The following is a 23,425-nucleotide window of genomic DNA, read 5'->3' on the forward strand; positions in this document are numbered from 1 at the left end:
TTATAGAGGCTCCACCTCAATCAACTGCGCTTCGGACTCTCGTAGGGCAAAGGTAGAAGATCCCACGCGAACCATAATGGGGCCCTGACCTAAGAAACCCTTACGAAGTACCTCAAGCTGCTCGCCCGGCAGAAAGCCAATATCTTCAAGCTGACCACGAATATCCCCATCCACCCCAATTGCTAGAGCGATGCTCTTTACAAAAACCTTCATTCCGGGGCGTACCTCTTTCAGGTTCATTGTCAGTAGTGTTTTAAAAAAGAAGTCTGGATGTCATATACGGATTATAGGGCCAGATGAGAATGAATATCATTTGTACGAATTAAATCATTTTTTAATACCTTTGCCATCGTCATGGCACAGACCCCTAAAGCAGAAAGGCCCGCAATGCGGGCCTTTCTTTTACTGTAAAAGCACGGTAGCCTGCCTTAATAGCTTATTTCTTTGGTGTTACAAAGCCAATCGCGGTATCGTCAACAAACTCAACCATCACATCGTCGCCTGCCTTAAATTTCTCAAGCCCAAGAACACTAGGGTCTACCTTAACTTTTTGTTTCTCACCGGATGGTAATGTGAAGGTCACAATACGTGTCTTTGCATCAATTGTGCTGATTTTGACGGTAGCGTAAACGGTGTCCGTTGTTTCTTCAAATGGCTTTGCAGATCCCTTGCCAGAAATCACAACAGAACGCACACCAGAAACGCCTGGTTTGACATCCTTGGCAACAGCAACCAAACCTACTGCAATCGCTTGAGCATGCTCAACAACAAATAGATCGCCCTTTTTAACCTTATCCAAATCATTGACTGATTTAGCAACATTCATCTGAGCAAAATTGCCGTTAGCGTCTTTCAGCACCACAATGCGTTTTTTAACATCAACTGAGTCGACGGTAGCAGTCAAAACAACAGCCTCAGCAGCCAATGGCAACATTTTTGCGGGAGCCTGAGCGTAAACTGAACTAGCAGCAAGTAAGCCCAATGATGCGATTAGCGTGGTTAGTAATGTGTTCTTCAAAATAACTCCTCAGTGAAGGTTTATAAAGGATTCAGGTTTTGAGCCTTAAATTCATTGTAACCATTAAATAAGGCAGCCTTAAGGACAATAAACCTGAATTTAAATCAAGACAACGCTATTAGTAACATCAGTAGCTCACCATTACCCTGAAGACGCTTATGAATGCATTTTGTATATCAATTCAATCCTGGCAAGAAGCTCAAAATAAGGCATTTTTGATTCGTAAAGCTGTTTTTATTCAAGAGCAAGGTGTACCAGAAGCTATGGAGATAGACGAATTTGATCCAATTGCCCAGCATGCCTTGATTCATATTGATCATCAATGCGTTGCCACTGCAAGACTGGTAGTTTTGCCGGGGGAAATAAAAAGAATAGGAAGAATAGGAAGAATAGGAAGAATTGGTCGAATGGCTGTTTTAGCCAACTACCGACAACAAGGTATTGGCACGCAACTCATGAATTTGCTAATAAATGCAGGAAAAAGCCAGGGGCTGAAATCATTTGAACTGCATGCTCAGCTCTCGGCAATCCCTTTTTATATGCAATTTGGCTTTATTTCCCAGGGGGATGTCTATGATGAGGCGGGCATCCCACATCGCGATATGATTCTGACCATATAAGCCACATAATTAAATATGCCCAATTCTACGAATACCACTCAAGCCAATAGCCTACCCTTCCTATTTCGCGTCTGCTATTCCGATACGGACGCTGCTGGGTTTGTTTACCACGCACGTTATCTGGAGATTTTTGAACGAAGTCGAGCGGAGTGGTTATACCAACGAGATTTAAGTCCCACTAAATTGGTTAATGAGTTTGGCATACTTTTGCCAGTTCGAGAAATCACAATGCACTTTCATCGACCAGGGCGTCTAGACGATCTATTAAGCATTGATCAAACAATAGAACACCGGGGTCGTACCCAAATTGCTGTGAAACAAACAGCCACTCGCGTAAATGCTAATAGCGAACCAGAGCTGATTGCAAGCGCCCTTCTTCATATTGTGTGTGTTGATACAGTCTCACTCAGACCTAAAGGTATTCCTGACTGGCTCTTTACTGCTGATTAATACATGATTACTCCGGAGAATGCCTTGAAACAAGAAAGCCGACTACTGACCTTTGTCCAAAACCTCACCTTGTTGTTAGAGGATGGGCCCAGCGAGAAAATCATTTTCTCTGAAGGAAAAAAGCTTTTGGAGGAATTAATCTCGGTAGATGATTGGCTGCCTGAGCCATTTACAAAACCACATCCTGAATACTATCAACAGTACCTACTCTATGCCGATCCTTTAAATCGGTTTTCAGTAGTAAGCTTTGTATGGGGTCCGAATCAAAAAACACCCGTTCACAACCATACTGTTTGGGGAATGATTGGTCAGTTGCGTGGCCAAGAGCGTGGCACAAATTACTATTTACAAAAAGATGGTAGCTATCAGGCTGGAGAATCCAGCATTTGTTTACCGGGCCAAGTAGAGACGGTATCTCCTGACACGCATGATATTCATGTGGTGGAGAATCACTCTAGCGATCAAACCTCAATCAGCATCCATGTATATGGCGGTAATATTGGCCGAATTGAGCGTTCGGTGTTTGACCCCCGTTCGGGCCTCCAGAAATTATTTATATCGGGGTATGCCAATGCTTTTACCCCCAATCTGTGGCATACCGCAAGCTAGAGCGCTTGATAGCTTAAAATAGATCCTCTTACTGCAAACACTACAAGTGTGGCAGCTCACCCCATTGGCCGGGATAGTCGTTTAATTGAATACGGGCCAATTTTATTTGGCCCCTATGTTATTTACAGATCTCGGTTTATCAGAATCCATTCTTCGCGCTATTAACGAAGAGGGTTACACCAGCCCTACCCCTATTCAAGAGAAGTCTATTCCTGCCGTCTTAAAGGGGGGAGACTTACTAGCAGCAGCCCAAACAGGCACAGGCAAAACTGCCGGCTTTACTTTGCCTATTTTGCAACGCCTTAGTGATAGCGCTAAACCTAGCAGTGGCAAACGTCAGTTACGCGTCCTGATACTGACGCCTACCCGTGAATTAGCCGCTCAGGTTCAAGAGTCTGTTGTCACCTATGGAAAATATACTGGCTTAAAGTCAACAGTCATTTTTGGGGGCGTCGGCGCCAATCCGCAAATTAAAGCAATAGCAGCCGGCCTAGATATTTTGGTTGCCACTCCTGGTCGCCTCTTGGATTTAATGTCACAAAACTGCGTGTCTCTTTCTGCAATTGAAATCCTGGTGTTAGATGAAGCTGATCGCATGCTCGATATGGGATTCTTACGTGACATCAAAAAGATTCTTGCCGTACTACCCAAGCAACGTCAGAACCTGCTTTTTTCTGCGACCTTCTCATCGGAAATTAAGGCATTAGCCGATAGCTTATTAAATTCACCAGCACTCATTGAGGTCGCTCGGAGTAATAGTGCGAATGAAGCCATTGCACAGCTAATTCATCCAGTTGATAGAAGCCAAAAACACCCATTACTAGCTCACTTAATCAAGAGCAATCAATGGAAACAGGTTTTAGTCTTTACTCGCACTAAACATGGGGCTAACAAATTAGTCCTCCAGCTAGAAAAAGACAATATCACCGCAATGGCCATTCATGGTAATAAAAGCCAAGGTGCACGCACTAAAGCCTTAGCTGACTTTAAAGATAGCAAAATCACTGTATTGGTAGCCACCGATATTGCCGCCCGTGGCATTGATATTGATCAACTGCCCCATGTTGTCAATTATGATTTACCTAATGTCTCTGAAGACTACGTTCATCGCATTGGTCGTACCGGTAGAGCAGGCTCTAATGGAGTTGCGGTATCGCTAGTTTGTGTTGACGAACATGAAATGCTCAGAGATATTGAGAAGCTCATCAAGCAAAAATTACCGCAAGAGGTCATCCCCGGATTTGAGCCCGATCCAAATGCCGTTGCACAACCCATTCAACTAAGAAGCCAACAGCACCAACAAAACCGAAAGCCTCGCCCTAGCAATGGTGGCGGCGGAAGTGGTGCAAGTAAGCCTGCCGCAAAGCGCAGCAGTCAACCCAAGAGAAACTTTAGTCGATAGTTATAGTTCTCCATCTAAAACTAGGATGCCGTTGAAAAGCGTTTCATATTTAACGGCATCACTTTAATTTTCTTGAAGATTAAAGATACTAGAAAAATCTAGTTGCCCATTACCGGCCGAGCTATGCATTGCATAAAGCTCTTTAGCCAATGATCCTAGCCGCACACTGACCTCTAATTCTTGAGCATTTTCAACGGCTAAGCTTAAATCCTTCAGCATGAGGTCGACACCAAAACCGCCAGCATAATTCTTAGAGGATGGCACATTTTCCATCACGCCAGGACAGGGGTTATATAGCTCTAGCACCCAATTACGGCCTGAGCTTTGCATCATAATTTCTGAAAGAGCTTGCGGGTTGACGCCATTGCTAATGCCTAACTTTAGTGCCTCACTAGTCCCAAGCATCTGAATGCCCAAAAGCATGTTGTTGCAGACTTTGACTGTTTGACCAGACCCACTCGCTCCTGCATGAAAAATATTTTTGCCCATCTTCTCCAATAGAGGTCGAGCTTTTTCAACATCATTGACTGCGCCGCCCACCATAAAAGTTAAGCTACCCGCCTGTGCACCAGCGGTACCACCGGAAACAGGTGCATCAATCATGGACAGCCCCCTTACTCTAGCAAGCGCCTCAATTTTTCTCGAGACCTCGGGAGAAATAGTCGAGCAATCAATCAATAGCGTTTGAGGCTGCACAATCATCAATAGCCCTGACTCTCCAAGATAGAGATCCTCAACATGTCGTGAGGCCGGAAGCATGGTGATAACTACTTGCGCTTCGCTGACTGCCTCTACAGCACTGTTGACTGGAAAACCACCTGCGGCTTTGAGTGCATCCATCTGACTTTTTACTAAATCAAATCCAGAGACAGCATACCCTGCCTTGATTAAATTGAGCGCCATTGGTAGCCCCATGTTGCCAAGACCTAAAAAAGCGATTTTCATATGCACCCTATCTGTATTTATTGAATATCGAATGAAGCAATCTAAAGAAACGATGTTTTACTCAGTAATGCCTTATTTAGAATTCAATATAGACTATTACCTTTAGTTTTAGCTTTAGCTTGATGAATAATAAGGACTTAGCGATGACCGTCAAAGTAATTGGCCTAATGAATCTAGCCGACCATAGTGCTTTTGATCAATACCGTAGCCAAGTAGGCCGAACAGTGGAGCTTTATCAAGGCAAGATTACCTCAAGAGGATCAATCGAATCTATTCTGTGGAATGAGTTAGGATCTCAACCCTTCAACGCAATAGTGGAATTGGAGTTTCCAAATAGCGAATGTGTGCAGTCATGGGCTAATAGCGAAGACTATCTAAACCTCATCCCAATTCGCAACAAAGCTATGCAACTAACCTTATTTACGGTCACCTAAAAATAAAGCCCGGCCCCTTGTGAGGGCCAGGCTTGATAAATCAGTGAGAAAGCTAGAAATTACTTCTTAGCTTCCATTGCCTCTTTGGCGGCAGTGATTTCTTTACGACGCTCTTTGCATGCGCCGGCAATTTCTTGCAGTGCCTTACGTGCGCGAGCAGCTGCTGCTTTTACGCCTTTATCAATAAACTTTTCGTTTTCTGCTTTATAAGCTTCAAATGCAGCCAACAAAGTATCGTGCTGTGACATGTATGCTCCCTTTACTTAAGATCGTTATGTGAGTTCTAGGCTCCAAATGAGTATATCCCTAGACAAAGACAAGGAAATCAAGCTCTGTATTAGGGATAACCCATAGATCCTTGAAATCATCCAAAATAGTCAAAACACTATAAAAACGTTGGAGACCCTATGAAAATCAAAAATATCCTTATTTTATTGGCTGCCAGCCTGATCAGCATTCAGGCCCTGGCCCAATCTACAAGCTGGCCTACGCCCAATAAGCCCATCACCTTTATCAACCCATTCCCGCCTGGAGGTGCTGTAGATGCATTTGGTCGCCCCTTAGCAAAGCAACTATCGGCTCAGCTGGGAACCTCCATTATTGTGGACAACAAAGGTGGGGCTGGAGGCACACTTGGGGCTGCTGTGGCAGCAAAAATGGCTCCGGATGGCTACACCTGGTTGTTGGGAGCCGTCCATCATTCGATTGCGCCTAGCATGTACACCAATTTATCTTATGACATCACTAAAGACTTTGAGCCAGTTGCCATCATCGGCAGCGTACCGCATGTCATTGTTGTAAACCCTAGTAAATTTCCAAAAAATGATTTGAAGTCCATCATCGAAGAAATCCGCAAGAATCCTGGAAAATATAACTATGCCTCTACCGGGAACGGTACCTCACAGCATCTCACGGGTGAGTTATTTAAGATGCAAAACAAATTGTTTATTACGCATATTCCCTATCGCGGCACTGGCCCAGCTCTACAGGACTTAGTGGCAGGTCAGGTGGATATGATGTTTGATACCTTAGCGGGTGCAGCACAGTTTATTAAGAATGGGCAGCTGATAGCAGTCGCAGTGACCACGCAAAAGCGAGTTGATGCATTTCCGAATGTCCCAACCGCACAAGAACTGGGAATCAGTAACTTTGTTGTCTACAGTTGGTATGCAATGTGGGCAATCAAAGGGACGCCTAAAGATATTGTCGATAAGATGAGCAATGAAGTCCAAATTGCATTAGCTACGCCTGAAATTAAAGAACGCTGGGCTGGGATGGGTGCTACAGCACCCAAAATGAGCCGACCTGAATTGGCAAACTATATCAATCAAGAAATTGTGCGATGGGCCGAAGTGGTGGAAAAATCAAACGCTAAATTAGATTAATCGGTTATCGATTTAATCATAGCAATATTAAAGAGCCTAGAAACTGATGAGCATTCAATATCAAGATTACGCCTTCGTACGCAATAAGCTGCTGGAAAAAGAAGAGATTGCATTTTTAGATGTGCGTGAGGAAGATCCACATGCACAGGAACATCCTTTGTTTGCGGCTAACTTTCCACTCTCTCGCTTAGAAGTAGATGCATTGGCTAAGCTACCCAGAAAAAATGTGCCAATTGTCACTCTAGACGACGGTGAGGGCTCGGCTATGCTGGCAGCTCAAAGGCTATCCTCATTGGGCTACTCTAATGTCTCTACGCTTGCAGGCGGAGTCGCAGCATGGAAATCTGAAGGTGGAGAAGTATTTAAGGATGTGAATGTTCCCAGCAAATCATTTGGTGAATTTGTTGAATCGAAACGACACACTCCCTCTCTTTCCGCTCAAGAAGTAAAGCAATTGATTGATGACAAAGCGGATATCGTAGTTGTAGATGTGCGCCGCTTTGATGAGTACCACACAATGAGCATTCCTACAGGTGTGAGCGTTCCCGGCGCTGAGTTAGTTTTACGACTTCCAGAGCTAGCCCCAAATCCCAATACCCAAATTATCGTGAACTGTGCTGGTCGCACCCGAAGCATTATCGGCACTCAGTCCTTAATCAATGCTGGCATTCCGAACAAAGTGAGTGCCTTGCGTAATGGCACGATTGGTTGGACTTTGGCTGGTCAAACGCTGGATCAAGGGCAAAGCCGACAATTTTCAGCAGTAAACGCCGATACAAAAAAAGAGGCTGCCCTGCGCTCGCGAAATGTTGCCGATCAAGCTGGAGTAAAACGCGCTAGCATGGCAGATCTTCAGTCTTGGCAATCTCAAGTCGAACGCACTACCTACTTCTTTGATACTCGTACCCCAGAAGAATATGAAGCGGGTCATTTACCCGGGTTTCGCTCAGTGCCAGGCGGGCAACTGGTTCAAGAGACAGAGATGGTCTCTCCCGTGCGGGGAGCGCGCATTGTATTGGCGGATCCCGATAGTGTCAGAGCCAATATGCCAGCCTCTTGGCTTGCACAGATGGCTTGGGATGTATATGTATTGGACGATATTCAAGCATCCGACCTCACTGAAAAAGGGGTCTGGAGTTCCCCTATTCCAACAATGCCGACCACTCAAACAGTGGATGCTCTAACCGCCTCTGGCTGGCTTAAGAATGATAGTGGCACCGTTGCTATTGATCTCAGTACACATGCAAATTACGTTAAAGGCCATATCCCTGGGAGCTGGTTCGCCCTACGTTCGGAATTTATGGAGGCGCTAAGCAAATTACCCAAAGCAGATCGCTACCTCATTACCAGCACTACTGGTGAGCTTGCCATGTTCGCTGCCCATGAAATACAAGCCTTAACGTCATCTGAAGTGGTGGTTTTAATTGGCGGTAATCAGGCCTGGGTAGATGCAGGCCTTGTATTAGAGAAGGGAGCAACACATTTAGCCTCGCCTCCTCGTGATCGCTACAAACGACCATATGAAGGTACCAGTGTGAATCCTGCTGCTATGCAAGCCTATCTTGATTGGGAATATGGTCTAGTTGAGCAATTAGGCAAGGATGGCACCCATCACTTCTGGGTTCTTTAGGGCGCCTGATGATTCATAGAACTAAAAGGCTTGGTACGGCACTAGTAATACTGCTATCAACACTTAGCCTAGGCGCCTGTGATCGCGACACCTATACCAGCTGGAATTGCACCAATGCCCAAGGGGAGAAAATCTCTATGGTTCTTAAAAAAGCAAAGATGCAATTTCAGAATCAACAGTTTGATTATTGCGGAAGCCTGGGGCCGTTAAGTTACTTTGACTCACAGTGCCCAGCTCAAATTCAGGACTCGAGCAAGATCTTTAATACAACGAGTGGCCAGCTCTTTAGCAATGGAAGCGAGCTGACTTGTAATGCCCTTTAAAAAGCAAAATCCCTTAAGCCCAAAGAAGCTACTACTCACAAAGTGGACTGCGGCCCACCCTACCCACAAACGCAAACATTTCTTAGTCAGTAAAGTAATGCTTCCAGAACTACCCGAACAAGCGATTGAATATGTAGAGCTTGAGGCTGTATTTGATCAACAGACTCAAATCATTCGCTGGAGAGAGCTTGGGAATACGGAGATTTGGTTACAGGGGTGGGTATAAAAAAATCGCCAATGAAGATAGTCCATCGGCGATTCAGATCTAACTAGGTTTAATCAGCAGCTATTTACTTTTCTTACCTGAATCCGAAGATTTTCTGAGGTGCTCCTCAATATTTTTTTCGGCAGAATCTGCAACCTGATTCACGATCTTTCGACCCTCTTTGAACATCTTCTGCCCAGCATTTGACATTTCGTGTACTACCTTGGATAGCTTGTCTGCATGCCCTGGCATTTTGCTCTCAGCATTTTCCAACCAAGTTACTAAAGAATGACGAACTTTCTCTAAATGCTTTTCCGTTCCGTCTGCAGCATCCTCGCTAATATCCTTTAGTACAGCCTTCATTTTTTTCTGATAAGCAGACGCACGTTTACTGGCCTCTTTACTTGCCTCCTGCTGCAGATCTTTTAACTTTTCTAAATCATGCTTAGCCGCTGATTTTGCCGTATCCATCGCATTTTTCATGCCCCACTGAACTTCAGCAAGATGATGCTCGCTCAACTCTTTTGCCGCATCTAATAATTTATGAGAATATGAAAATAGTTCTTTTGCTTTTTCTTGTTGCCAAGCCTGAATGTCTTTTTGATTCATTGCTTCCCCCTTAGTGAAATAAACGATGCCAATTAACTAGAGCTAAGCGCCCAAATATCAATGCAAGCTCCACCCTTAAACTCTATACCTAAATGTAGCGAATGCCAATCCGCTCCGATTAAAAGCTTTAAAATCCAGCAATGAGTCAAGAAAAAAGCCTTTACGAACAGGTTGGTGGATCAGCAAAAGTTGATGCACTAGTGGATCGCTTCTACGACCTGATGGATCTTGAGGAGTCGTTGGCCCATCTACGTGCGATGCACTCCCAAAATCTATCTGAATCACGAGAAAAGCTAAAGTGCTTTCTATCTGGGTGGTTAGGCGGCCCTGATATCTACTCCCCCAAACATGGCCATCCAATGTTGAGAGCAAGGCATCTACCCTTTCAGATTGGATTGCAAGAGCGTAATCAATGGCTAGCCTGCATGTACCAGGCGATGAAAGACTGCGGCATTGAGGGTGCGCTTGCAGCGCGCCTAGAGGAGTCTTTTTTTAAGACTGCCGATTGGATGAGAAACCAAGCAAATTAGTGTTCACCATCTGCCTGTAGATCATTAATCCAGCTTCGCACCGGCCTGCTTTACGGCTTTTGCCCAACGCGGCATTTCTCCTGCTAAAAACTGAGTAAATTGGCTGGCATTGAGGTAGGCTGGATCGGCGCCTTGCTCAATCATTCGCTTTTGAACCTCGGGCGATTCAAGAGTCTCCTTAAATGCTTGGCTTAATTTATTGACAACCTCGGGAGGGGTCCCTTTAGGGGCTAAAACCCCATAAAAGCCCACAATTTCTAAATTAGCGATTCCAGTCTCTATTACTGTAGGCGTATTTGGCAAGGCAGGATTACGCTTTGCGCTAGTGACAGCCAGTGCCCTCACCTTACCTTGCTTTGCATGGTTGGCAGCCTGAGGCACGGACTCAGCCATAAACTGAACATGGCCAGCAATCAAGTCCGTGAAGGCTGGCGCGCTTCCTTTAAAGGGAATATGAACCATAAATATTCCAGTCTCATTTTTTAACATCTCGGGGACTAAATGAGAAATGCCACCATTACCAGCGGAGCCATAATTTAACTTACCTGGGCTCGCCTTTGCATAAGCAATAAACTCTTTAAGGGTTTGCGCTGGCACATCGCGATTCACTATCAAAGCCAAGGGCTGTTGCGCTGTTCGGGCTATTGGCTGAAATTCTTTTAGAGTGTCGTATGCGGTCTTGGTATACACGGCGGGATTAATGACCATAGTGCCAGTATTGGCCAGCAATAAGGTGTAGCCATCTGCCGGTGATTGCGCCACAAACTGTGCCCCTACAGTTCCGCCTGCACCAGCCTTGTAATCCACGATAACCGTTTGACCTAGGGAGGTTTGCAGCTTGTCGACTAAAAGTCGCATATGGGCATCTAAAGGCCCACCGGCAGGAAAACCGATAATTACCTTAATAGGCTTATCCGGATAAGCAGCATGGGCGCTATTGAGACCTAAAAATAAAATGAGGGCTTTTAATAGTTTGCGTAAGTTGATGAGTTTTGACATTGATAGGCTGTGGCTAATTAAGTACACTTTACTTTAACCTTATTAATGCGAGACCTCTATGTTTGAAAGTTTTTTACAGCTCCTTAGCGACCCTAATGCCTGGATCGCCTTCCTCACACTATCAGCCCTAGAAATCATTCTTGGCATAGATAACATTATCTTTATCAGCGTTATTGCCAATAGATTGCCCTTAGAGATTCGAGAAAAAGTACGTCGTTTTGGCTTATTGTTTGCGCTGGTAACACGCATACTTTTATTGCTAAGTCTGTCTTGGGTTATGACCCTGACTGAACCTATCATATCCATTGCAAATCATGCTGTTAGTGGGCGAGACCTAATTTTATTGTTGGGTGGCTTCTTTTTGCTATGGAAAGCATCAAAAGAAATTTATATTGAAGTAGAGCTTGGTGAGTCCGCCAGTCAAAGTATGAGTGATGGAAGCGTAGTTAGTAAAAAATCTATGGCCTCGCTATTTTTAGCATCTGTAATTCAAATCGGCATTTTGGACATCATTTTTTCACTAGATAGTGTAATTACTGCGGTCGGTATGGTTGATGACATCGGCGTCATGATTGCAGCCGTATTGGTCTCTGTGATGATTATGCTGTTTGCCGCCAAATCTATTGGCGACTTTGTGCACCACCACCCTTCAATCAAGGTACTAGCACTTTCTTTCTTAACTGTTGTTGGTGTAGTGCTGATTGCCGAAGGTATGGGAGTTCACATACCCAAAGGATATGTCTATGTAGCGATGGGCTTCTCGTTAGCTGTTGAACTGCTCAATATTCGATCTAGAGGAAAAAAGAAGGGGTAAATCACTAGGGTCAATATGACCTAGTGACAAAGAGCGCCCTAGAGAGCGTTTGCGCAGGCAAACCCACTAGACCAAGCCCATTGAAAGTTATGGCCACCTAGATGGCCTGTAACATCGACGCACTCTCCAATAAAATACAAACCGGGGTGCTTACGCGCCATCATGGTTTGACCATCTAGCGCCTTAGTATCGACACCACCAAGCATCACCTCTGCTTTTTTCCAGCCCAGCGTTCCAGCAGGTTTGACTGACCAGTTACTTATCAGCTCTTTGAGGGCTTGACGATCTTTTTTAGAGACTTCCGCCCACTTTCTTCCCAAGAGATTTTTTTGCTCGGAAAATGCTTTGGCCAGTCGCATGGGCATCACTGATGCCAAAATATTCTCAGTGAGCTTTAAGCGATTGTCTTCATCGTCAAATAAGTCATCACAATCAAATCGACCATTAGCCTCAACAGCCCCCAGCCAGTCGATATGAATTTGCTCGCCCTCGGCCCAATAACTACTGGCCTGCAGTACTGCGGGCCCAGACAAACCTTTGTGAGTCAGGAGTAAATCCTCGTTGAAGCGACATGTGCCATAACGGCTTCCCTTTGATCCGGAAGCAATGCGTACAGGCAGACTTAAACCCGCTAACTCAATCAAGTTTTCGAACTCACCTGAAGTAAAAGAGAGTGGAACTAGTGCGGGACGTGGCTCAATCACCTGCAAACCAAATTGCTTAGCAACATCCAAGGAATAGGCTGTAGCCCCAATAGCGGGAACAGGTAGTCCTCCAGTGGCCATAACCAATGACTTGGTCCGCTCTATACCAACATTAGTCTTGACTATCCATTCATCCGCTTCCTTTGCAATGGTCTGAACAGTTTCTGGATAGCGAATGTTTACATTACCCTTAGCGCACTCACTAAAGAGCATTTCAATAATTTGCTTAGCTGAATCATCGCAGAATAATTGCCCTTGATGTTTCTCATGATAAGCAATGCGGTAAGACTGAACTAGCTTAATGAATTCAGAGGATGGGTAGCGAGCCAATGCGCTTTTGACAAAATGGGCATTGAGGGATAAAAAATGACTTGGATTGCTGTGGATGTTAGTGAAGTTGCATCTACCGCCACCACTAATACGTATTTTTTCACCTAGTACATCAGCATGATCCAGTACTAGCACTCTCTTTCCAAGTTGACCGGCAACACCGGCACAAAAAAGTCCAGCTGCACCCCCGCCAATGACGATGGCATCCCATGTTTTATGCCTCATTTATTTAAAGCGCTCCATCACTTCTGCTGGTAACTTTAGCTTAAGCATATGCAAATGGGTATAGGCCTGACGAAAATTTCGTGTCATTGAAATCATCACGGATGCAGTCCATGCAAAAGCAAACATGCCTGAAAATGCGATGATGATAGCCAGCATTTTCCAACCATTCGGCAGTAGATCATCCATAAATCCCATAGCCGTATAAGTACTACCGCTAAATAAAATACTCTGACCTAAATCTGGCAATAGATTAAATAACCAAAGTGAAATACCCCAGAGAATAATTTCAAAAATATGCACTAGAAATAAGCACATGACGCTGACATAAAAAACCAACGCTACCGAGGAATATCGGTGCTCTGATAGATGAAGGAAGGACTTTACTTCGTAGCGTTTTGCAATTTGCAGTAAGGCAATACCGTGAATAAGCATTACCAGCATCAACATGGCAAAGCCCAGAAGATATGCAGGCAAATCCAATTCGGTAGTAAGTGAAATAGTATTAGTAATGGTCATATTGGGTCATGAGTAGTCTCTCTCATCATTTTACAGACCCCTGGGAACTCCATGCTCAAGCTAATTGATACCAGTCACGAATGACCTCCCAAGCAGCTTGTGCAGTCTCCACAAAGTAAATTAACTCAAGATCCACAGGATCAATGACACCTATCTCCATCATTTTCTCAAAATGAATGATGTCATTCCAAAAAGCGCGGCCTACTAAAATAATGGGAAAGCGCTCTACTTTTTTAGTCTGCATTAAGGTTAGGACCTCAAAAAGCTCATCCAAAGAACCAAATCCTCCTGGATAAGCCACAATCGCCCGCGCTCTAAGCATAAAATGCATCTTGCGAATTGCAAAATAATGAAAGCGAAAACTTAAGCCTGGCGTGATGTACTCATTGGGATGCTGCTCTCTCGGCAAGCTAATATTGAACCCAATCGTTTCATCTCCTGTCTCGAAGGCACCTCGGTTAGCGGCCTCCATAATTCCGGGCCCTCCACCAGTAGCTATATGCAATTTATTACTACTGTCAGATTGAGTATGGTTATAGTTCGCGACGATTGCTCCAAATTCTTTAGCGGAATCGTAGTATTGAGAATGTAATAGCGCCTTATTTGCGCATGCAATAGCCGCTGGTGTTTTAGCGCTCATCTCCATTGCTTTTGCTATTTCGGAGCTAACAAAACGAGTAGAGCCAAAAACAGTGATGGTGTGATCAATCCCCCGCTCGTGTAGCAAGATTTCCGGCTTTAGCAATTCCAATTGAAACCGTAAACCAAGTGTTTCTCTACGCAGTAAAAAAGCCTCATCCTCAAAAGCGAACTGATAGGAATCTTCGGACTGTTCTTCCTGAATACGACTTTTTTGGATTTTTAAAAACTCTGTAATCGTTTGGGAGTTATGAACGGGCAGTTTTGAGCTCATGGATGACCTTTAAAAATCAGTATTACTACCTATAATTTTGCATTATTTCGACATCTGATGCTGTTTCAGATTTACTGAATGCCTCCCAAGCGTTACTATTAGGCAATATTAACTAAACCCAAGGAAAAGCAATGAGTAACCGTTCAATCATCATCATGGTACTAGTATTAATCGGTGCCACAGCCTATTTACTCATTAAAGGTGATGGCGACATTGATATGGGTGGTGAAAAACATGGCGCCGAAGCAGCGCATATGGAAGAGGCTAAAAAAGATATGCCAGCCGCTCCTGTAGCACCTGTAGCAGACCCAAAGAAGTAATCCTGTAATTCTGTAATCCTGCATTCTTGCATATCGATAAATCAACCGCGGTGTACCGCGGTTTTTTTATTGCCCTCATATTCTTACTGCTGCATCCCTTCCATTCTGTAAGCAGGTATTTGCACAGGCCGTAGTCCTAACGAACTCCATATTAGCTATAAAAAAATTGCCTTTGTAAATAGCAACTAGAGCGATACTAAGAACATGATTACGCCCATTGCCCCACTAGATTCACTAGGACTAGTAACCCACTTAAGGCGCATGCCCTCAGAGCACAAAGGAATGGCTGGAAAGGTTCTGCTTATTGGTGGCGCGCCCGGCATGGCTGGAGCACTTCTGCTTGCTGGTAACGCCGCACTCCATCTTGGTTCTGGCTGGACTATTTTGGAGATGTTCGACCCCGCTTCCGCTCATGCCTATTCTGAACAAGCGGAGCTAATGGTGCGATTAGCCAGCTTTGAAGCGACTGATCAGCTTGCTGCTACAAAGCCTGATCTGATTGCGATTGGCCCTGGCTTGGGATTCTCTGATCTCGGAAAAGTATGGCTCAGTGCAGTTCTTCGTTACCCTAAAGTTCCCCTAGTGATTGATGCTGATGCACTCAATTTAATTGCAGATACACCGGAATTTTTAACGCTACTAAAAGAGCGCAATAAAACATTTCCCAATCTAACTGTATTGACTCCGCATCCTGGTGAGGCAGCCCATCTACTGGGAAATAGCGCTCAAGCAATTCAGGCAGATCGTCCTGGGTCCTTGGCTAAACTAATTGAGCTCACTGACTCAATCGTAGTGTTAAAAGGTCAGCACACCCTACTCGCCTCACCAACGAACCATGCATTGTTATGCCAACAGGGTAATCCAGGCATGGCAATCGGTGGAATGGGTGACGTCTTAACGGGAAGCATTGCGGCTATCGCAGCACAAGGGCTTCGTCATCACATCAACTTATGGCAAGCAAGCTGCATTGCTGTTCAGCTCCATGCGACTGCGGCAGATAACCTAGTAAAGCAAAAGGTAGGGCCAATTGGACTCACTCCTTCCGAGGTCATTCTGGAGATGCGGGATCAGATCAATAAGCTGTTATAAATTGTCATGCATTCCATAAGTAAAAAATTTCAACGTCGCAGCTACCTTTACGGCATCAGCATGGCTGGTTTGGGATCCATTCTTTTTTCCGGAAAAGCAATATTAGTCAAGCTAGCATTTACTCAGGGAGCTAATGCTGAAACGCTTATTGCATTGCGGATGCTCATGGCGCTGCCACTCTTCTGGGCTATTTTTTGGTGGAGCACCCGCAAAAAAATACTATCGACCCTAAGCTTGCGTGACCAACTCAAAATTTTCGCCCTAGGCTTTATGGGCTATTTTTTATCAAGCTACTTAGATTTTCTTGGGCTCCAATACATTTCCGTTGGATTGGAGCGAATTGTGCTGTATCTGACCCCAACACTTGTCTTATTAATTTCTTATTTTGTTTTAAACAAATCCATCAGTCGTCTTCAGTGGTATGCCTTAATTGTGGGCTATCTTGGCGTCATTGTGGTGTTCATACAAGATGCCAGCTCGACTGGATCGATGGCCTTACTTGGAATGCTACTTGTATTTGCTAGCGCCTGCGCATACGCAATGTACATGATCGGCTCCGGAGAAATGGTGAAGCGAGTTGGTAGCGTAAGACTTGTGGTGTATGCCAGCTCAGCTTCTGCGCTTCTAAGCGTGATTCAAATTCTAATTTATGACCCCGTGGCCGTGTTTATACAAAGCCCACAAATCTATTGGATTAGCTTGCTAAACGCGAGTTTATGTACCGTCATCCCAATGCTACTAATCATGATGGCAATCAATCGCATTGGCTCACCTCTGGTAGCGCAGGCTGGGATTTTGGGGCCCGTTTCCACCCTATTTATGGGTTGGGCAATTCTTTCTGAGTCAATCACTTGGACTCAGATTAGTGGCATGGGATTAGTGATGGGAGCCGTCTGGTTACTAGTGCGCAATGATTCCACTAAAAGCGTGGCGAATCATCTGGCGCCAGATCCCATCCGAGAATTAAATTGAATTACTGAGCGGCGGCGGACTCTAAAGCAGGCTGCGTCTTTTTCTTGGCGTTTTTCTTTGTATTTTTCTTAGCTTGCTTATCAGCCTTCTTTTGCGCCTTCTTTTGCGCCTTCTTGGCAGCCTGTTTCTGCGCCTTAATATCTTTTTTTGCTTTTTTCTTAGCAGTCTGGTCAGGCTGGACTGCCGGAGTCGGCTCCGGTGCTGCCGAGGGAGCTACTGGAGAATTTACCGGGGCTGAATCTGCTGCTACTGCCATTAAAGGTGTCAACCCAATCGAGGTAGAAATTAGTACCGCCAAACTCAGTTTGCTTAGGCTGGATTTCATTCTTAACTCCTAAAAAAAATAATTATATTTTGATGATACCGAATTATTTTCTTCAAATGTCTGATTTCAAAGATAAAGTGTATCGATGCATAACTAGTCTAGCCCAATCTGCTGATCTAACCCAGCCTAAGTACCTCACTTAATCCCCCTTTCATGCAAATAAAAAGCCGTCCTAAGACGGCCTTTTAGCGAAAGAAATACAGCGCCAAATTTATGCAGGCTGCACTTCCATTTCCACAATCTGCTCCAGGGCTGTTTCGAGGTGACCAACAGTGCGGTCTACATGCGCCAACTTCTCAAGACCAAACAAACCGATACGGAAAGTGCGGAAATCAGGACGCTCATCACATTGCAGCGGAACGCCGGCTGCTGTTTGCATACCTAATGCAATAAACTTTTTGCCAGACTGAATTTCAGGATCAGTGGTGTAGCTAACCACTACGCCTGGCGCCTGAAAGCCTTGGGCAGCAACAGAGTCAAAGCCCTTTGAGACCAATAAAGCTCGCACCTTATTACCCAACTCCTGTTGCTTTTGTTTGAGATCAGCAAAGCCCAAAGCCTGCGTTTCCTTCATTACATTACGGAATATTTTGAGCGCATCTGTTGGCATTGTTGTGTGGTACACATGGCCGCCTTTTTCATAGGCCTCCATAATTTGTAGCCATCTTTTCAAATCCATTGAAAAGCTGCTACTTTGTGTTTTCTCAATATGCTCTCTTGCTTTAGCGCTCATCGCAATCAGAGCGCAACAAGGTGAACTACTCCAGCCTTTTTGCGGAGCAGTAATCAGCAGGTCAACATTGCAGGCTTTCATATCTACCCACATTGCACCTGAAGCAATGCAATCAAGAACAAATAAACCATTTACCGAATGAACAGCCTCACCTACTGCTTTAAGGTATTCATCGGGCAGGATGATTCCAGCTGAGGTTTCTACATGGGGCGCAAAAACAACTGCTGGCTTTTCTTTCTTAATGAAAGCAATGACCTCTTCGAGCGGGGCTGGAGCAAATACACCCTTAGTACTATTCTCTAATTGCTTGCCTTTAATAACAGTGACATCTTGGGTAATGTTGGCAAGATCAAATATTTGAGTCCAGCGATAGCTAAAGTAGCCATTACGCAATACCAGGCATTTTTCATTATTTGCAAACTGCCGAGCCACTGCTTCCATGCCAAAAGTTCCGCTACCAGGAACAATGACCGCTGAGCTTGCGTTGTAAGCATCTTTGAGAACACTTGAAATATCCACCATGACTTTTTTGAACTCTTCAGACATGTGATTAAGGGATCGATCGGTGTACACAACCGAAAACTCCATAAGTCCATCTGGATCAACATTGGGAAGTAAGCCTGGCATAGTAATTTCCTAGTAATGCGTAAATTGAGCTTCAATAATACCGATTTAAGGCATTTTATGCATTAAACCCCCTGAAATCGGCCTGTAAATGCCTTTTTAAGAGGGTTAGTAGTTAATGTTTCGACCGCCCGGTGGAGGAGACCAAAATACCCACAAGAATGAGTGCAAAAGCGAGGCCATGAAAAAGCTGGGGTGGATCACCCAGAATTGCCGCAGAAAGCAATGCGGTAAATAAGGGAATGAAATTAGCGAAAAAAGCGGCAACCGTTGGGCCCGCTCCGTTCACCCCGAGCCCCCAGCATCGATAAGCAACTAGTGATGGACCAATCGCCACAAAAAGGATCAAGGAACCAGTCCAGTAGTTAAGATCGATAAATGCATGCCCAGAAGCAATTTCTACCCCATCAAATAGCAGGGTCCAGAGAAAGCCAATCATCACTTGCGCCATTAAAAACTCAGCCCAGGGCCATTGACGCTCAGAGCTCTTGCCTGGACGGCCAATCATCCAACTATAAAACGCCCACAAAATAGTTGCCAACATAATGAAGAGATCGCCCATCACCAGCTCCATACTCAATAAGCTTGTGGGCTCTCCGCGGCTTAACACCACCGCAACGCCTAACAATGAAACAATTGCCCCAATCAATTGAAGCAGGCTTGGCTTCACTTGATAGCAGACTGCACCAATAAAAAGCATCCAAATGGGCATACTTGCCCCGATTAAGGTCACATTGATGGCAGTGGAAGTCTGCAGAGCAAGATACAGCAGCACGTTGTAGCTGCCCACACCGAGCAAGCCGAGCCATAAGAACCGCTTCTTGTTCAGCCATAAAGCGCTGCCAGGCCTAAATATGCGCCACCCCAGGGGTAGCAACATTAACGCAGCTAAACCCCAGCGAACAGCGCTTAGGGTTACAGGCGAGACACTTCCAACTAGCGCCCGACCAGCAATTGCATTACCAGCCCACAAAAAGGTGGCTAATAATAAATAGAAGACGGTTGAGACTGTTAGCTGGGGCATTTTGGGGTGTAGTTGTCAAAAAGTAAGGGTTTAGGAGCCCAAGAGCGCTTTACCTTAACATTGTAGAAACAAATGCTCGGCAACACTAAGGTTGCTAATATAGATGCAATTAACACATGGCCGTTTAACATCAAAGGTTAGCGGTATAACAAAGGATTATGAGTGGCAATCATCACCAATATTGAAGACTTACGGGTATTGCACCAAAAGCGCACGCCTAAGATGTTTTATGACTACGCAGACTCTGGCTCTTGGACAGAGTCTACCTATCGAGCAAATGAGTCTGATTTTCAAAAAATCAAACTGCGACAGCGTGTGGCAGTCAACATGGTTAATAGAACCACCCAGACAACCATGGTGGGGCAAGAGGTGGCTATGCCAGTTGCTTTGGCTCCAACCGGCCTTACTGGCATGCAGTGTGCTGATGGTGAAATCTTAGCGGCTCGAGCAGCAGAAAAATTTGGAGTGCCCTTTTGCCTATCCACCATGAGTATTTGCTCTATTGAAGATGTGGCAGAGCACACAACAAAACCATTTTGGTTTCAGCTGTATGTCATGAAAGATCGTGGCTTTATTGAGCGCTTAGTGGAGCGTGCCAAGGCTGCCAAATGTTCCGCCTTAGTCCTCACCTTAGACCTGCAAATTTTGGGGCAACGCCATAAAGACCTTAAAAATGGTTTATCTGCACCCCCTAAACTGACTGTAGCCAATATGTTCAATATGGCTACTAAACCACGGTGGTGCATGGGTATGGCAATGACACCGCGCCGAACATTCCGAAATATTGTTGGGCACGCAACGGGTGTTGGCAACATGTCCTCACTTTCTTCCTGGACTGCAGAACAATTTGATCCAGGACTTAACTGGGGTGATGTGGAGTGGATCAAAAAACTTTGGGGTGGAAAGCTCATCATCAAAGGCATTCTGGATGAGGGTGATGCCCGATTGGCCGCTGACTCGGGTGCCGACGCCTTGATAGTCTCGAATCATGGCGGCCGTCAACTCGATGGTGCAGTTTCAACTATCAGAGCACTTCCTGGAATCGTAGATGCAGTAGGCAAAGATATTGAGGTGTGGATGGATGGAGGCATTCGCTCTGGCCAGGATGTTCTTAAAGCCTGGGCACTAGGTGCACGTGGCACTATGATTGGCCGCCCATTTTTATATGGCTTAGGCGCTATGGGCGAAGCTGGTGTTACCAAATGCTTGGAAATTATTCACAATGAGTTAGACATCACAATGGCATTTACTGGTCACCGTGATATTCAAAACGTCACTAAAGATATTTTGTATCCAGGGACTTTTTAATATTTTTCATCTTGTCAATTCCCCTCTGCTGGTATTTGGCATATCTTTGGCGGCACTATCCGGATCGGTGTGGTTTGGTAGTGCTGTACTTAGCAAATATCGTACAAAAGATACGGAGACCTCCGCTGACTTGGGCGTCATTCAAGCAGCAACCCTAACGCTACTGGCGCTCATTATTGGTTTTACCTTTTCGATGGCCATTGCCCGATACGATTTGAGGCAGACCTTAGAGGAAGCAGAGGCCAATGCCATTGGTACCGAATTTTTGCGGGCTGATTTACTGCCAGATAAGAGTGCGGAAACAGTAAAGTCACTATTGATTAGCTACTTAGATCAACGGATCTTGTTTTATTCCAAACAAGATTCTGAAACAGTCAAGCAAATTAATCGACGCACACAGGCACTGGAAAACGCGCTCTGGAAAGAAATTTTGCCTATAGCGCGAGCACAAGCAACGCCAACGATCGCGCTTACCGTTTCCGGCATGAATGATGTCATTAACTCTCAAGGCTACACACAGGCGGCCTGGTGGAATCGCATTCCCACTGCAGCCTGGTGGCTGATGGCCGCTATGGCAGTTGGCGCCAATGCTTTAGTTGGCTTTGGTGCTCGAAACTTTAATAGCAATATTATGCTTTTTATGATTTTCCCCATCATGATTGCAGTGGCATTCTTTTTAATTGCCGATATTGACAGCCCTAGAGGGGGAGTGATCCGCATTGATCCCCGAAACTTAATCGACCTACAGCAGAATCTACAAAGTATTAATCATGACACTGCATCCTCAATAGAACTCAAAAAATGAAAAGAGTAGTAGACGTTTACAAAAATAGGGGTCGTGAGCTTATCTGGACTTACGTCATTCATTTAAACAACGATATTGAATTTCATCCGGCGCAGATAGACTTTGAAGTAGAAGCGCTGCGCCTATCTCAGCTAGATAAAAGGGGTCCTGCTAACGAGCTCAGTGCTAAGGCCCGATTATCTGTAAGATAATTTAAGATTCACATTAACTCTTTTAAATTTTATGAAGCCTCTAACAAAAAAAGCCAAAATAGCGATCACATGGACCATCTTAATGACCGTGATTGGAACCGCCGTCTTACATCAATGGCAGTTTTTTGCCATGGGCTTAGCATCCATTGCCCTACTCTTAATTGCAAATCACTACGATCTACTTAAAGATCCTGAAGATAAAAAATAAGGCCCCCATCTTTCGATGGAGACCTGATTTATTCTTGCAAAATAACTAGCTACTCAATACTTACAAAGCGGGATAGTCGGTATATCCTACCTCAGCACCGCCGTAGAAAGTGGCTCGATCATATGCGTTGAGAGCTGCACCTGACTGAAAACGCTCTGCTAAATCTGGATTAGAGATATACAAACGACCGTATGCTACTGCGTCAGCTAAACCAGCTTCTAAAGCAGCCTCCCCCATCGCTTGATCATAGCCACCTGCGCTAATTAATTTTCCTTGATAGGCAGCACGAAAAATTTCTGAGGTAATCGGCGCAGCTGCATTGGAATCATCATTGCCTCCTGCGGAAGTCGATCTTGGCTCAATCATATGCAAATAGGCCAACTGATAACCATTCATTTTTTCAATAACGGCATTAAACAATGTCATAGGATCACTATCACTGATATCGTTAAAGCTACCATAAGGCGAAAAGCGCACACCAATACGATTGCTTGCAAAAACAGTGGCGACTGATTCAATAACCTCGCAAAGTAAGCGTAAGCGGTTCTCTACTGAACCGCCATATTGATCGGTACGGTGATTCGTCTTATCCTGCAAAAATTGATCGAGCAAGTAACCGTTAGCCGAATGAATTTCAACGCCATCAAAGCCCGCGGTCATCGCATTTTGGGCCGCTAGTGCAAACTCTTTTACCAGTCGAGAAATGTCTGCTACCGTCATTGCAACTGGAGTTTCATAATCATGTAGCTTCCAGTCAGCGCCATAGGTTTGGCCAGTAGGTGCCAATGCGGATGGGGCCTCTGGTAAACCTTGCTCAGCATGCAAAGAGGAATGAGAAATACGGCCTACGTGCCATAACTGCGCCACAATCTTGCCGCCCTTGGCATGTACCGCCTCTACTATTTCTTTCCAAGCAGTGGTTTGCTCGGTAGAGTAGATCCCTGGAGTAGCGGGATAGCCTTTACCTAAAATAGAGATTTGCGTTGCCTCAGTAATGATGAGTCCAGCACCCGCTCTTTGGCTGTAATAGGTCTTAGCCAATGGATTTGGTACATCGCCTTCGACAGCACGCATTCTGGTCAATGGCGCCATGACGATGCGATTGGACAATGCAATAGCTCCTAAATTGGTAGGAGTAAACATAATTTCTTTTCCGGACATGGTG

General features: G+C 44.9%; 31 protein-coding genes. 18 read left to right on the top strand and 13 right to left on the bottom strand.

Annotation, left to right across the window (positions count from 1 at the left end; genetic code table 11):
• Both QUD86_RS05255 and QUD86_RS05260 read right to left on the bottom strand, forming a co-directional pair.
• Window positions 1-240, bottom strand: a complete 240-nt coding sequence (locus tag QUD86_RS05255) for a FeoA family protein (protein ID WP_286295690.1) — start codon at window positions 238-240, stop codon at window positions 1-3.
• A 196-nt stretch (window positions 241-436) separates the two neighbouring features.
• Complete coding sequence (locus QUD86_RS05260) at window positions 437-1,018, bottom strand: hypothetical protein (protein WP_286295691.1); 582 nt, start codon at window positions 1,016-1,018, stop codon at window positions 437-439.
• 158 nt (window positions 1,019-1,176) lie between these two features.
• Between QUD86_RS05260 and QUD86_RS05265 the strand changes: the two genes are divergently transcribed.
• The 4 genes from QUD86_RS05265 to QUD86_RS05280 all read left to right on the top strand — a co-directional run bounded on the left by QUD86_RS05265 (window position 1,177) and on the right by QUD86_RS05280 (window position 4,099).
• Window positions 1,177-1,638, top strand: a complete 462-nt coding sequence (locus QUD86_RS05265) for a GNAT family N-acetyltransferase (RefSeq protein ID WP_286295692.1) — start codon at window positions 1,177-1,179, stop codon at window positions 1,636-1,638.
• 15 nt (window positions 1,639-1,653) lie between these two features.
• Entirely contained in the window at window positions 1,654-2,088 is a 435-nt protein-coding gene (locus tag QUD86_RS05270; RefSeq protein ID WP_286295693.1) for a YbgC/FadM family acyl-CoA thioesterase, read from the top strand.
• A 3-nt stretch (window positions 2,089-2,091) separates the two neighbouring features.
• Complete coding sequence (locus QUD86_RS05275) at window positions 2,092-2,697, top strand: cysteine dioxygenase family protein (RefSeq protein ID WP_502928855.1); 606 nt, start codon at window positions 2,092-2,094, stop codon at window positions 2,695-2,697.
• Between the two features lie 115 nt (window positions 2,698-2,812).
• Entirely contained in the window at window positions 2,813-4,099 is a 1,287-nt protein-coding gene (locus QUD86_RS05280) for a DEAD/DEAH box helicase (protein WP_286295695.1), read from the top strand.
• Window positions 4,100-4,162: 63 nt separating this feature from the next.
• Here QUD86_RS05280 and mmsB read toward each other — a convergent pair whose 3' ends face one another.
• Window positions 4,163-5,044, bottom strand: coding sequence for a 3-hydroxyisobutyrate dehydrogenase (gene mmsB / locus QUD86_RS05285; RefSeq protein ID WP_286295696.1), 882 nt, complete (start codon window positions 5,042-5,044; stop codon window positions 4,163-4,165).
• 143 nt (window positions 5,045-5,187) lie between these two features.
• Here mmsB and QUD86_RS05290 point away from each other — a divergent pair, with 143 nt between their 5' ends.
• Window positions 5,188-5,478 (top strand): DUF1330 domain-containing protein, encoded by a 291-nt coding sequence (locus QUD86_RS05290; protein WP_286295697.1) that lies wholly within the window; start codon window positions 5,188-5,190, stop codon window positions 5,476-5,478.
• Window positions 5,479-5,537: 59 nt separating this feature from the next.
• On the opposite strand, the gene QUD86_RS05295 is transcribed toward QUD86_RS05290, so the two are convergent.
• The gene (locus QUD86_RS05295) at window positions 5,538-5,726 is read right to left on the bottom strand and encodes an Hc1-related histone H1-like protein (RefSeq protein ID WP_286295698.1); all 189 of its coding nucleotides are present in this window, start codon (window positions 5,724-5,726) and stop codon (window positions 5,538-5,540) included.
• Between the two features lie 159 nt (window positions 5,727-5,885).
• On the opposite strand from QUD86_RS05295, the gene QUD86_RS05300 reads away from it, so the two are divergent.
• The 4 genes from QUD86_RS05300 to QUD86_RS05315 are packed head-to-tail and all read left to right on the top strand — an operon-like array spanning window position 5,886 to window position 9,042.
• Entirely contained in the window at window positions 5,886-6,863 is a 978-nt protein-coding gene (locus tag QUD86_RS05300) for a Bug family tripartite tricarboxylate transporter substrate binding protein (protein ID WP_286295699.1), read from the top strand.
• A gap of 46 nt (window positions 6,864-6,909) precedes the next feature.
• The gene (locus tag QUD86_RS05305; protein ID WP_286295700.1) at window positions 6,910-8,493 is read left to right on the top strand and encodes a rhodanese-related sulfurtransferase; all 1,584 of its coding nucleotides are present in this window, start codon (window positions 6,910-6,912) and stop codon (window positions 8,491-8,493) included.
• An 8-nt stretch (window positions 8,494-8,501) separates the two neighbouring features.
• Window positions 8,502-8,816, top strand: coding sequence for a hypothetical protein (locus QUD86_RS05310; protein WP_286295701.1), 315 nt, complete (start codon window positions 8,502-8,504; stop codon window positions 8,814-8,816).
• Window positions 8,806-9,042, top strand: coding sequence for a TIGR02450 family Trp-rich protein (locus tag QUD86_RS05315; RefSeq protein ID WP_286295702.1), 237 nt, complete (start codon window positions 8,806-8,808; stop codon window positions 9,040-9,042). Before QUD86_RS05310 ends, QUD86_RS05315 begins: the two co-directional genes overlap by 11 nt.
• Window positions 9,043-9,102: 60 nt before the next feature.
• Here QUD86_RS05315 and QUD86_RS05320 read toward each other — a convergent pair whose 3' ends face one another.
• The gene (locus QUD86_RS05320; protein ID WP_286295703.1) at window positions 9,103-9,630 is read right to left on the bottom strand and encodes a phasin family protein; all 528 of its coding nucleotides are present in this window, start codon (window positions 9,628-9,630) and stop codon (window positions 9,103-9,105) included.
• Between the two features lie 140 nt (window positions 9,631-9,770).
• Between QUD86_RS05320 and QUD86_RS05325 the strand changes: the two genes are divergently transcribed.
• Window positions 9,771-10,160, top strand: coding sequence for a group II truncated hemoglobin (locus QUD86_RS05325; protein ID WP_286295704.1), 390 nt, complete (start codon window positions 9,771-9,773; stop codon window positions 10,158-10,160).
• A gap of 24 nt (window positions 10,161-10,184) precedes the next feature.
• Here QUD86_RS05325 and QUD86_RS05330 read toward each other — a convergent pair whose 3' ends face one another.
• On the bottom strand, window positions 10,185-11,159 hold the full coding sequence (locus QUD86_RS05330) for a Bug family tripartite tricarboxylate transporter substrate binding protein (RefSeq protein WP_286295705.1): 975 nt from the start codon (window positions 11,157-11,159) through the stop codon (window positions 10,185-10,187).
• 58 nt (window positions 11,160-11,217) lie between these two features.
• Between QUD86_RS05330 and QUD86_RS05335 the strand changes: the two genes are divergently transcribed.
• Window positions 11,218-11,973 (top strand): TerC family protein, encoded by a 756-nt coding sequence (locus QUD86_RS05335; RefSeq protein ID WP_286295706.1) that lies wholly within the window; start codon window positions 11,218-11,220, stop codon window positions 11,971-11,973.
• Window positions 11,974-12,011: 38 nt separating this feature from the next.
• On the opposite strand, the gene QUD86_RS05340 is transcribed toward QUD86_RS05335, so the two are convergent.
• Genes QUD86_RS05340 through QUD86_RS05350 form a run of 3 tightly spaced genes read right to left on the bottom strand, consistent with a single transcriptional unit; the run spans window position 12,012 to window position 14,661 of the window.
• Window positions 12,012-13,232, bottom strand: a complete 1,221-nt coding sequence (locus QUD86_RS05340) for a BaiN/RdsA family NAD(P)/FAD-dependent oxidoreductase (RefSeq protein ID WP_286295707.1) — start codon at window positions 13,230-13,232, stop codon at window positions 12,012-12,014.
• Window positions 13,233-13,748, bottom strand: coding sequence for a hypothetical protein (locus QUD86_RS05345; protein ID WP_286295708.1), 516 nt, complete (start codon window positions 13,746-13,748; stop codon window positions 13,233-13,235).
• A gap of 55 nt (window positions 13,749-13,803) precedes the next feature.
• A complete protein-coding gene (locus QUD86_RS05350) occupies window positions 13,804-14,661 on the bottom strand; it encodes an LOG family protein (protein WP_286295709.1) in 858 nt (285 codons plus the stop codon).
• A 131-nt stretch (window positions 14,662-14,792) separates the two neighbouring features.
• Between QUD86_RS05350 and QUD86_RS05355 the strand changes: the two genes are divergently transcribed.
• The 3 genes from QUD86_RS05355 (at window position 14,793) to QUD86_RS05365 (ending at window position 17,042) form a co-directional block, all read left to right on the top strand.
• Window positions 14,793-14,981, top strand: coding sequence for a hypothetical protein (locus tag QUD86_RS05355; protein ID WP_286295710.1), 189 nt, complete (start codon window positions 14,793-14,795; stop codon window positions 14,979-14,981).
• 204 nt (window positions 14,982-15,185) lie between these two features.
• Window positions 15,186-16,070 carry an NAD(P)H-hydrate dehydratase gene (locus QUD86_RS05360; protein ID WP_286295711.1) on the top strand — a complete coding sequence of 295 codons (885 nt, stop codon included), beginning with the start codon at window positions 15,186-15,188 and terminating at the stop codon, window positions 16,068-16,070.
• A gap of 6 nt (window positions 16,071-16,076) precedes the next feature.
• The gene (locus tag QUD86_RS05365) at window positions 16,077-17,042 is read left to right on the top strand and encodes a DMT family transporter (protein ID WP_286295712.1); all 966 of its coding nucleotides are present in this window, start codon (window positions 16,077-16,079) and stop codon (window positions 17,040-17,042) included.
• Between the two features lies 1 nt (window position 17,043).
• Here the strand turns inward: QUD86_RS05365 and QUD86_RS05370 are convergent, their stop codons facing one another.
• The 3 genes from QUD86_RS05370 to QUD86_RS05380 form a co-directional block, all read right to left on the bottom strand.
• Entirely contained in the window at window positions 17,044-17,367 is a 324-nt protein-coding gene (locus QUD86_RS05370; protein WP_286295713.1) for a protein tyrosine phosphatase, read from the bottom strand.
• 211 nt (window positions 17,368-17,578) lie between these two features.
• Window positions 17,579-18,727 (bottom strand): aminotransferase class V-fold PLP-dependent enzyme, encoded by a 1,149-nt coding sequence (locus QUD86_RS05375; protein ID WP_286295714.1) that lies wholly within the window; start codon window positions 18,725-18,727, stop codon window positions 17,579-17,581.
• Window positions 18,728-18,839: 112 nt separating this feature from the next.
• Window positions 18,840-19,748, bottom strand: coding sequence for a DMT family transporter (locus QUD86_RS05380; protein WP_286295715.1), 909 nt, complete (start codon window positions 19,746-19,748; stop codon window positions 18,840-18,842).
• 162 nt (window positions 19,749-19,910) lie between these two features.
• Between QUD86_RS05380 and QUD86_RS05385 the strand changes: the two genes are divergently transcribed.
• Genes QUD86_RS05385 through QUD86_RS05400 form a run of 4 tightly spaced genes read left to right on the top strand, consistent with a single transcriptional unit; the run spans window position 19,911 to window position 22,260 of the window.
• Entirely contained in the window at window positions 19,911-21,056 is a 1,146-nt protein-coding gene (locus tag QUD86_RS05385; protein ID WP_286295716.1) for an alpha-hydroxy acid oxidase, read from the top strand.
• 46 nt (window positions 21,057-21,102) lie between these two features.
• Window positions 21,103-21,861 (top strand): bestrophin-like domain, encoded by a 759-nt coding sequence (locus QUD86_RS05390; protein ID WP_286295718.1) that lies wholly within the window; start codon window positions 21,103-21,105, stop codon window positions 21,859-21,861.
• On the top strand, window positions 21,858-22,052 hold the full coding sequence (locus QUD86_RS05395) for a hypothetical protein (protein WP_286295719.1): 195 nt from the start codon (window positions 21,858-21,860) through the stop codon (window positions 22,050-22,052). Before QUD86_RS05390 ends, QUD86_RS05395 begins: the two co-directional genes overlap by 4 nt.
• A gap of 31 nt (window positions 22,053-22,083) precedes the next feature.
• Window positions 22,084-22,260, top strand: a complete 177-nt coding sequence (locus QUD86_RS05400) for a hypothetical protein (protein ID WP_198508674.1) — start codon at window positions 22,084-22,086, stop codon at window positions 22,258-22,260.
• Window positions 22,261-22,320: 60 nt separating this feature from the next.
• Here the strand turns inward: QUD86_RS05400 and QUD86_RS05405 are convergent, their stop codons facing one another.
• Window positions 22,321-23,421, bottom strand: coding sequence for an alkene reductase (locus tag QUD86_RS05405; protein WP_286295722.1), 1,101 nt, complete (start codon window positions 23,419-23,421; stop codon window positions 22,321-22,323).
• Window positions 23,422-23,425 lie beyond the last annotated feature (4 nt).

The organism is Polynucleobacter sp. TUM22923 (genome assembly GCF_030295705.1).
GTDB lineage: Bacteria > Pseudomonadota > Gammaproteobacteria > Burkholderiales > Burkholderiaceae > Polynucleobacter.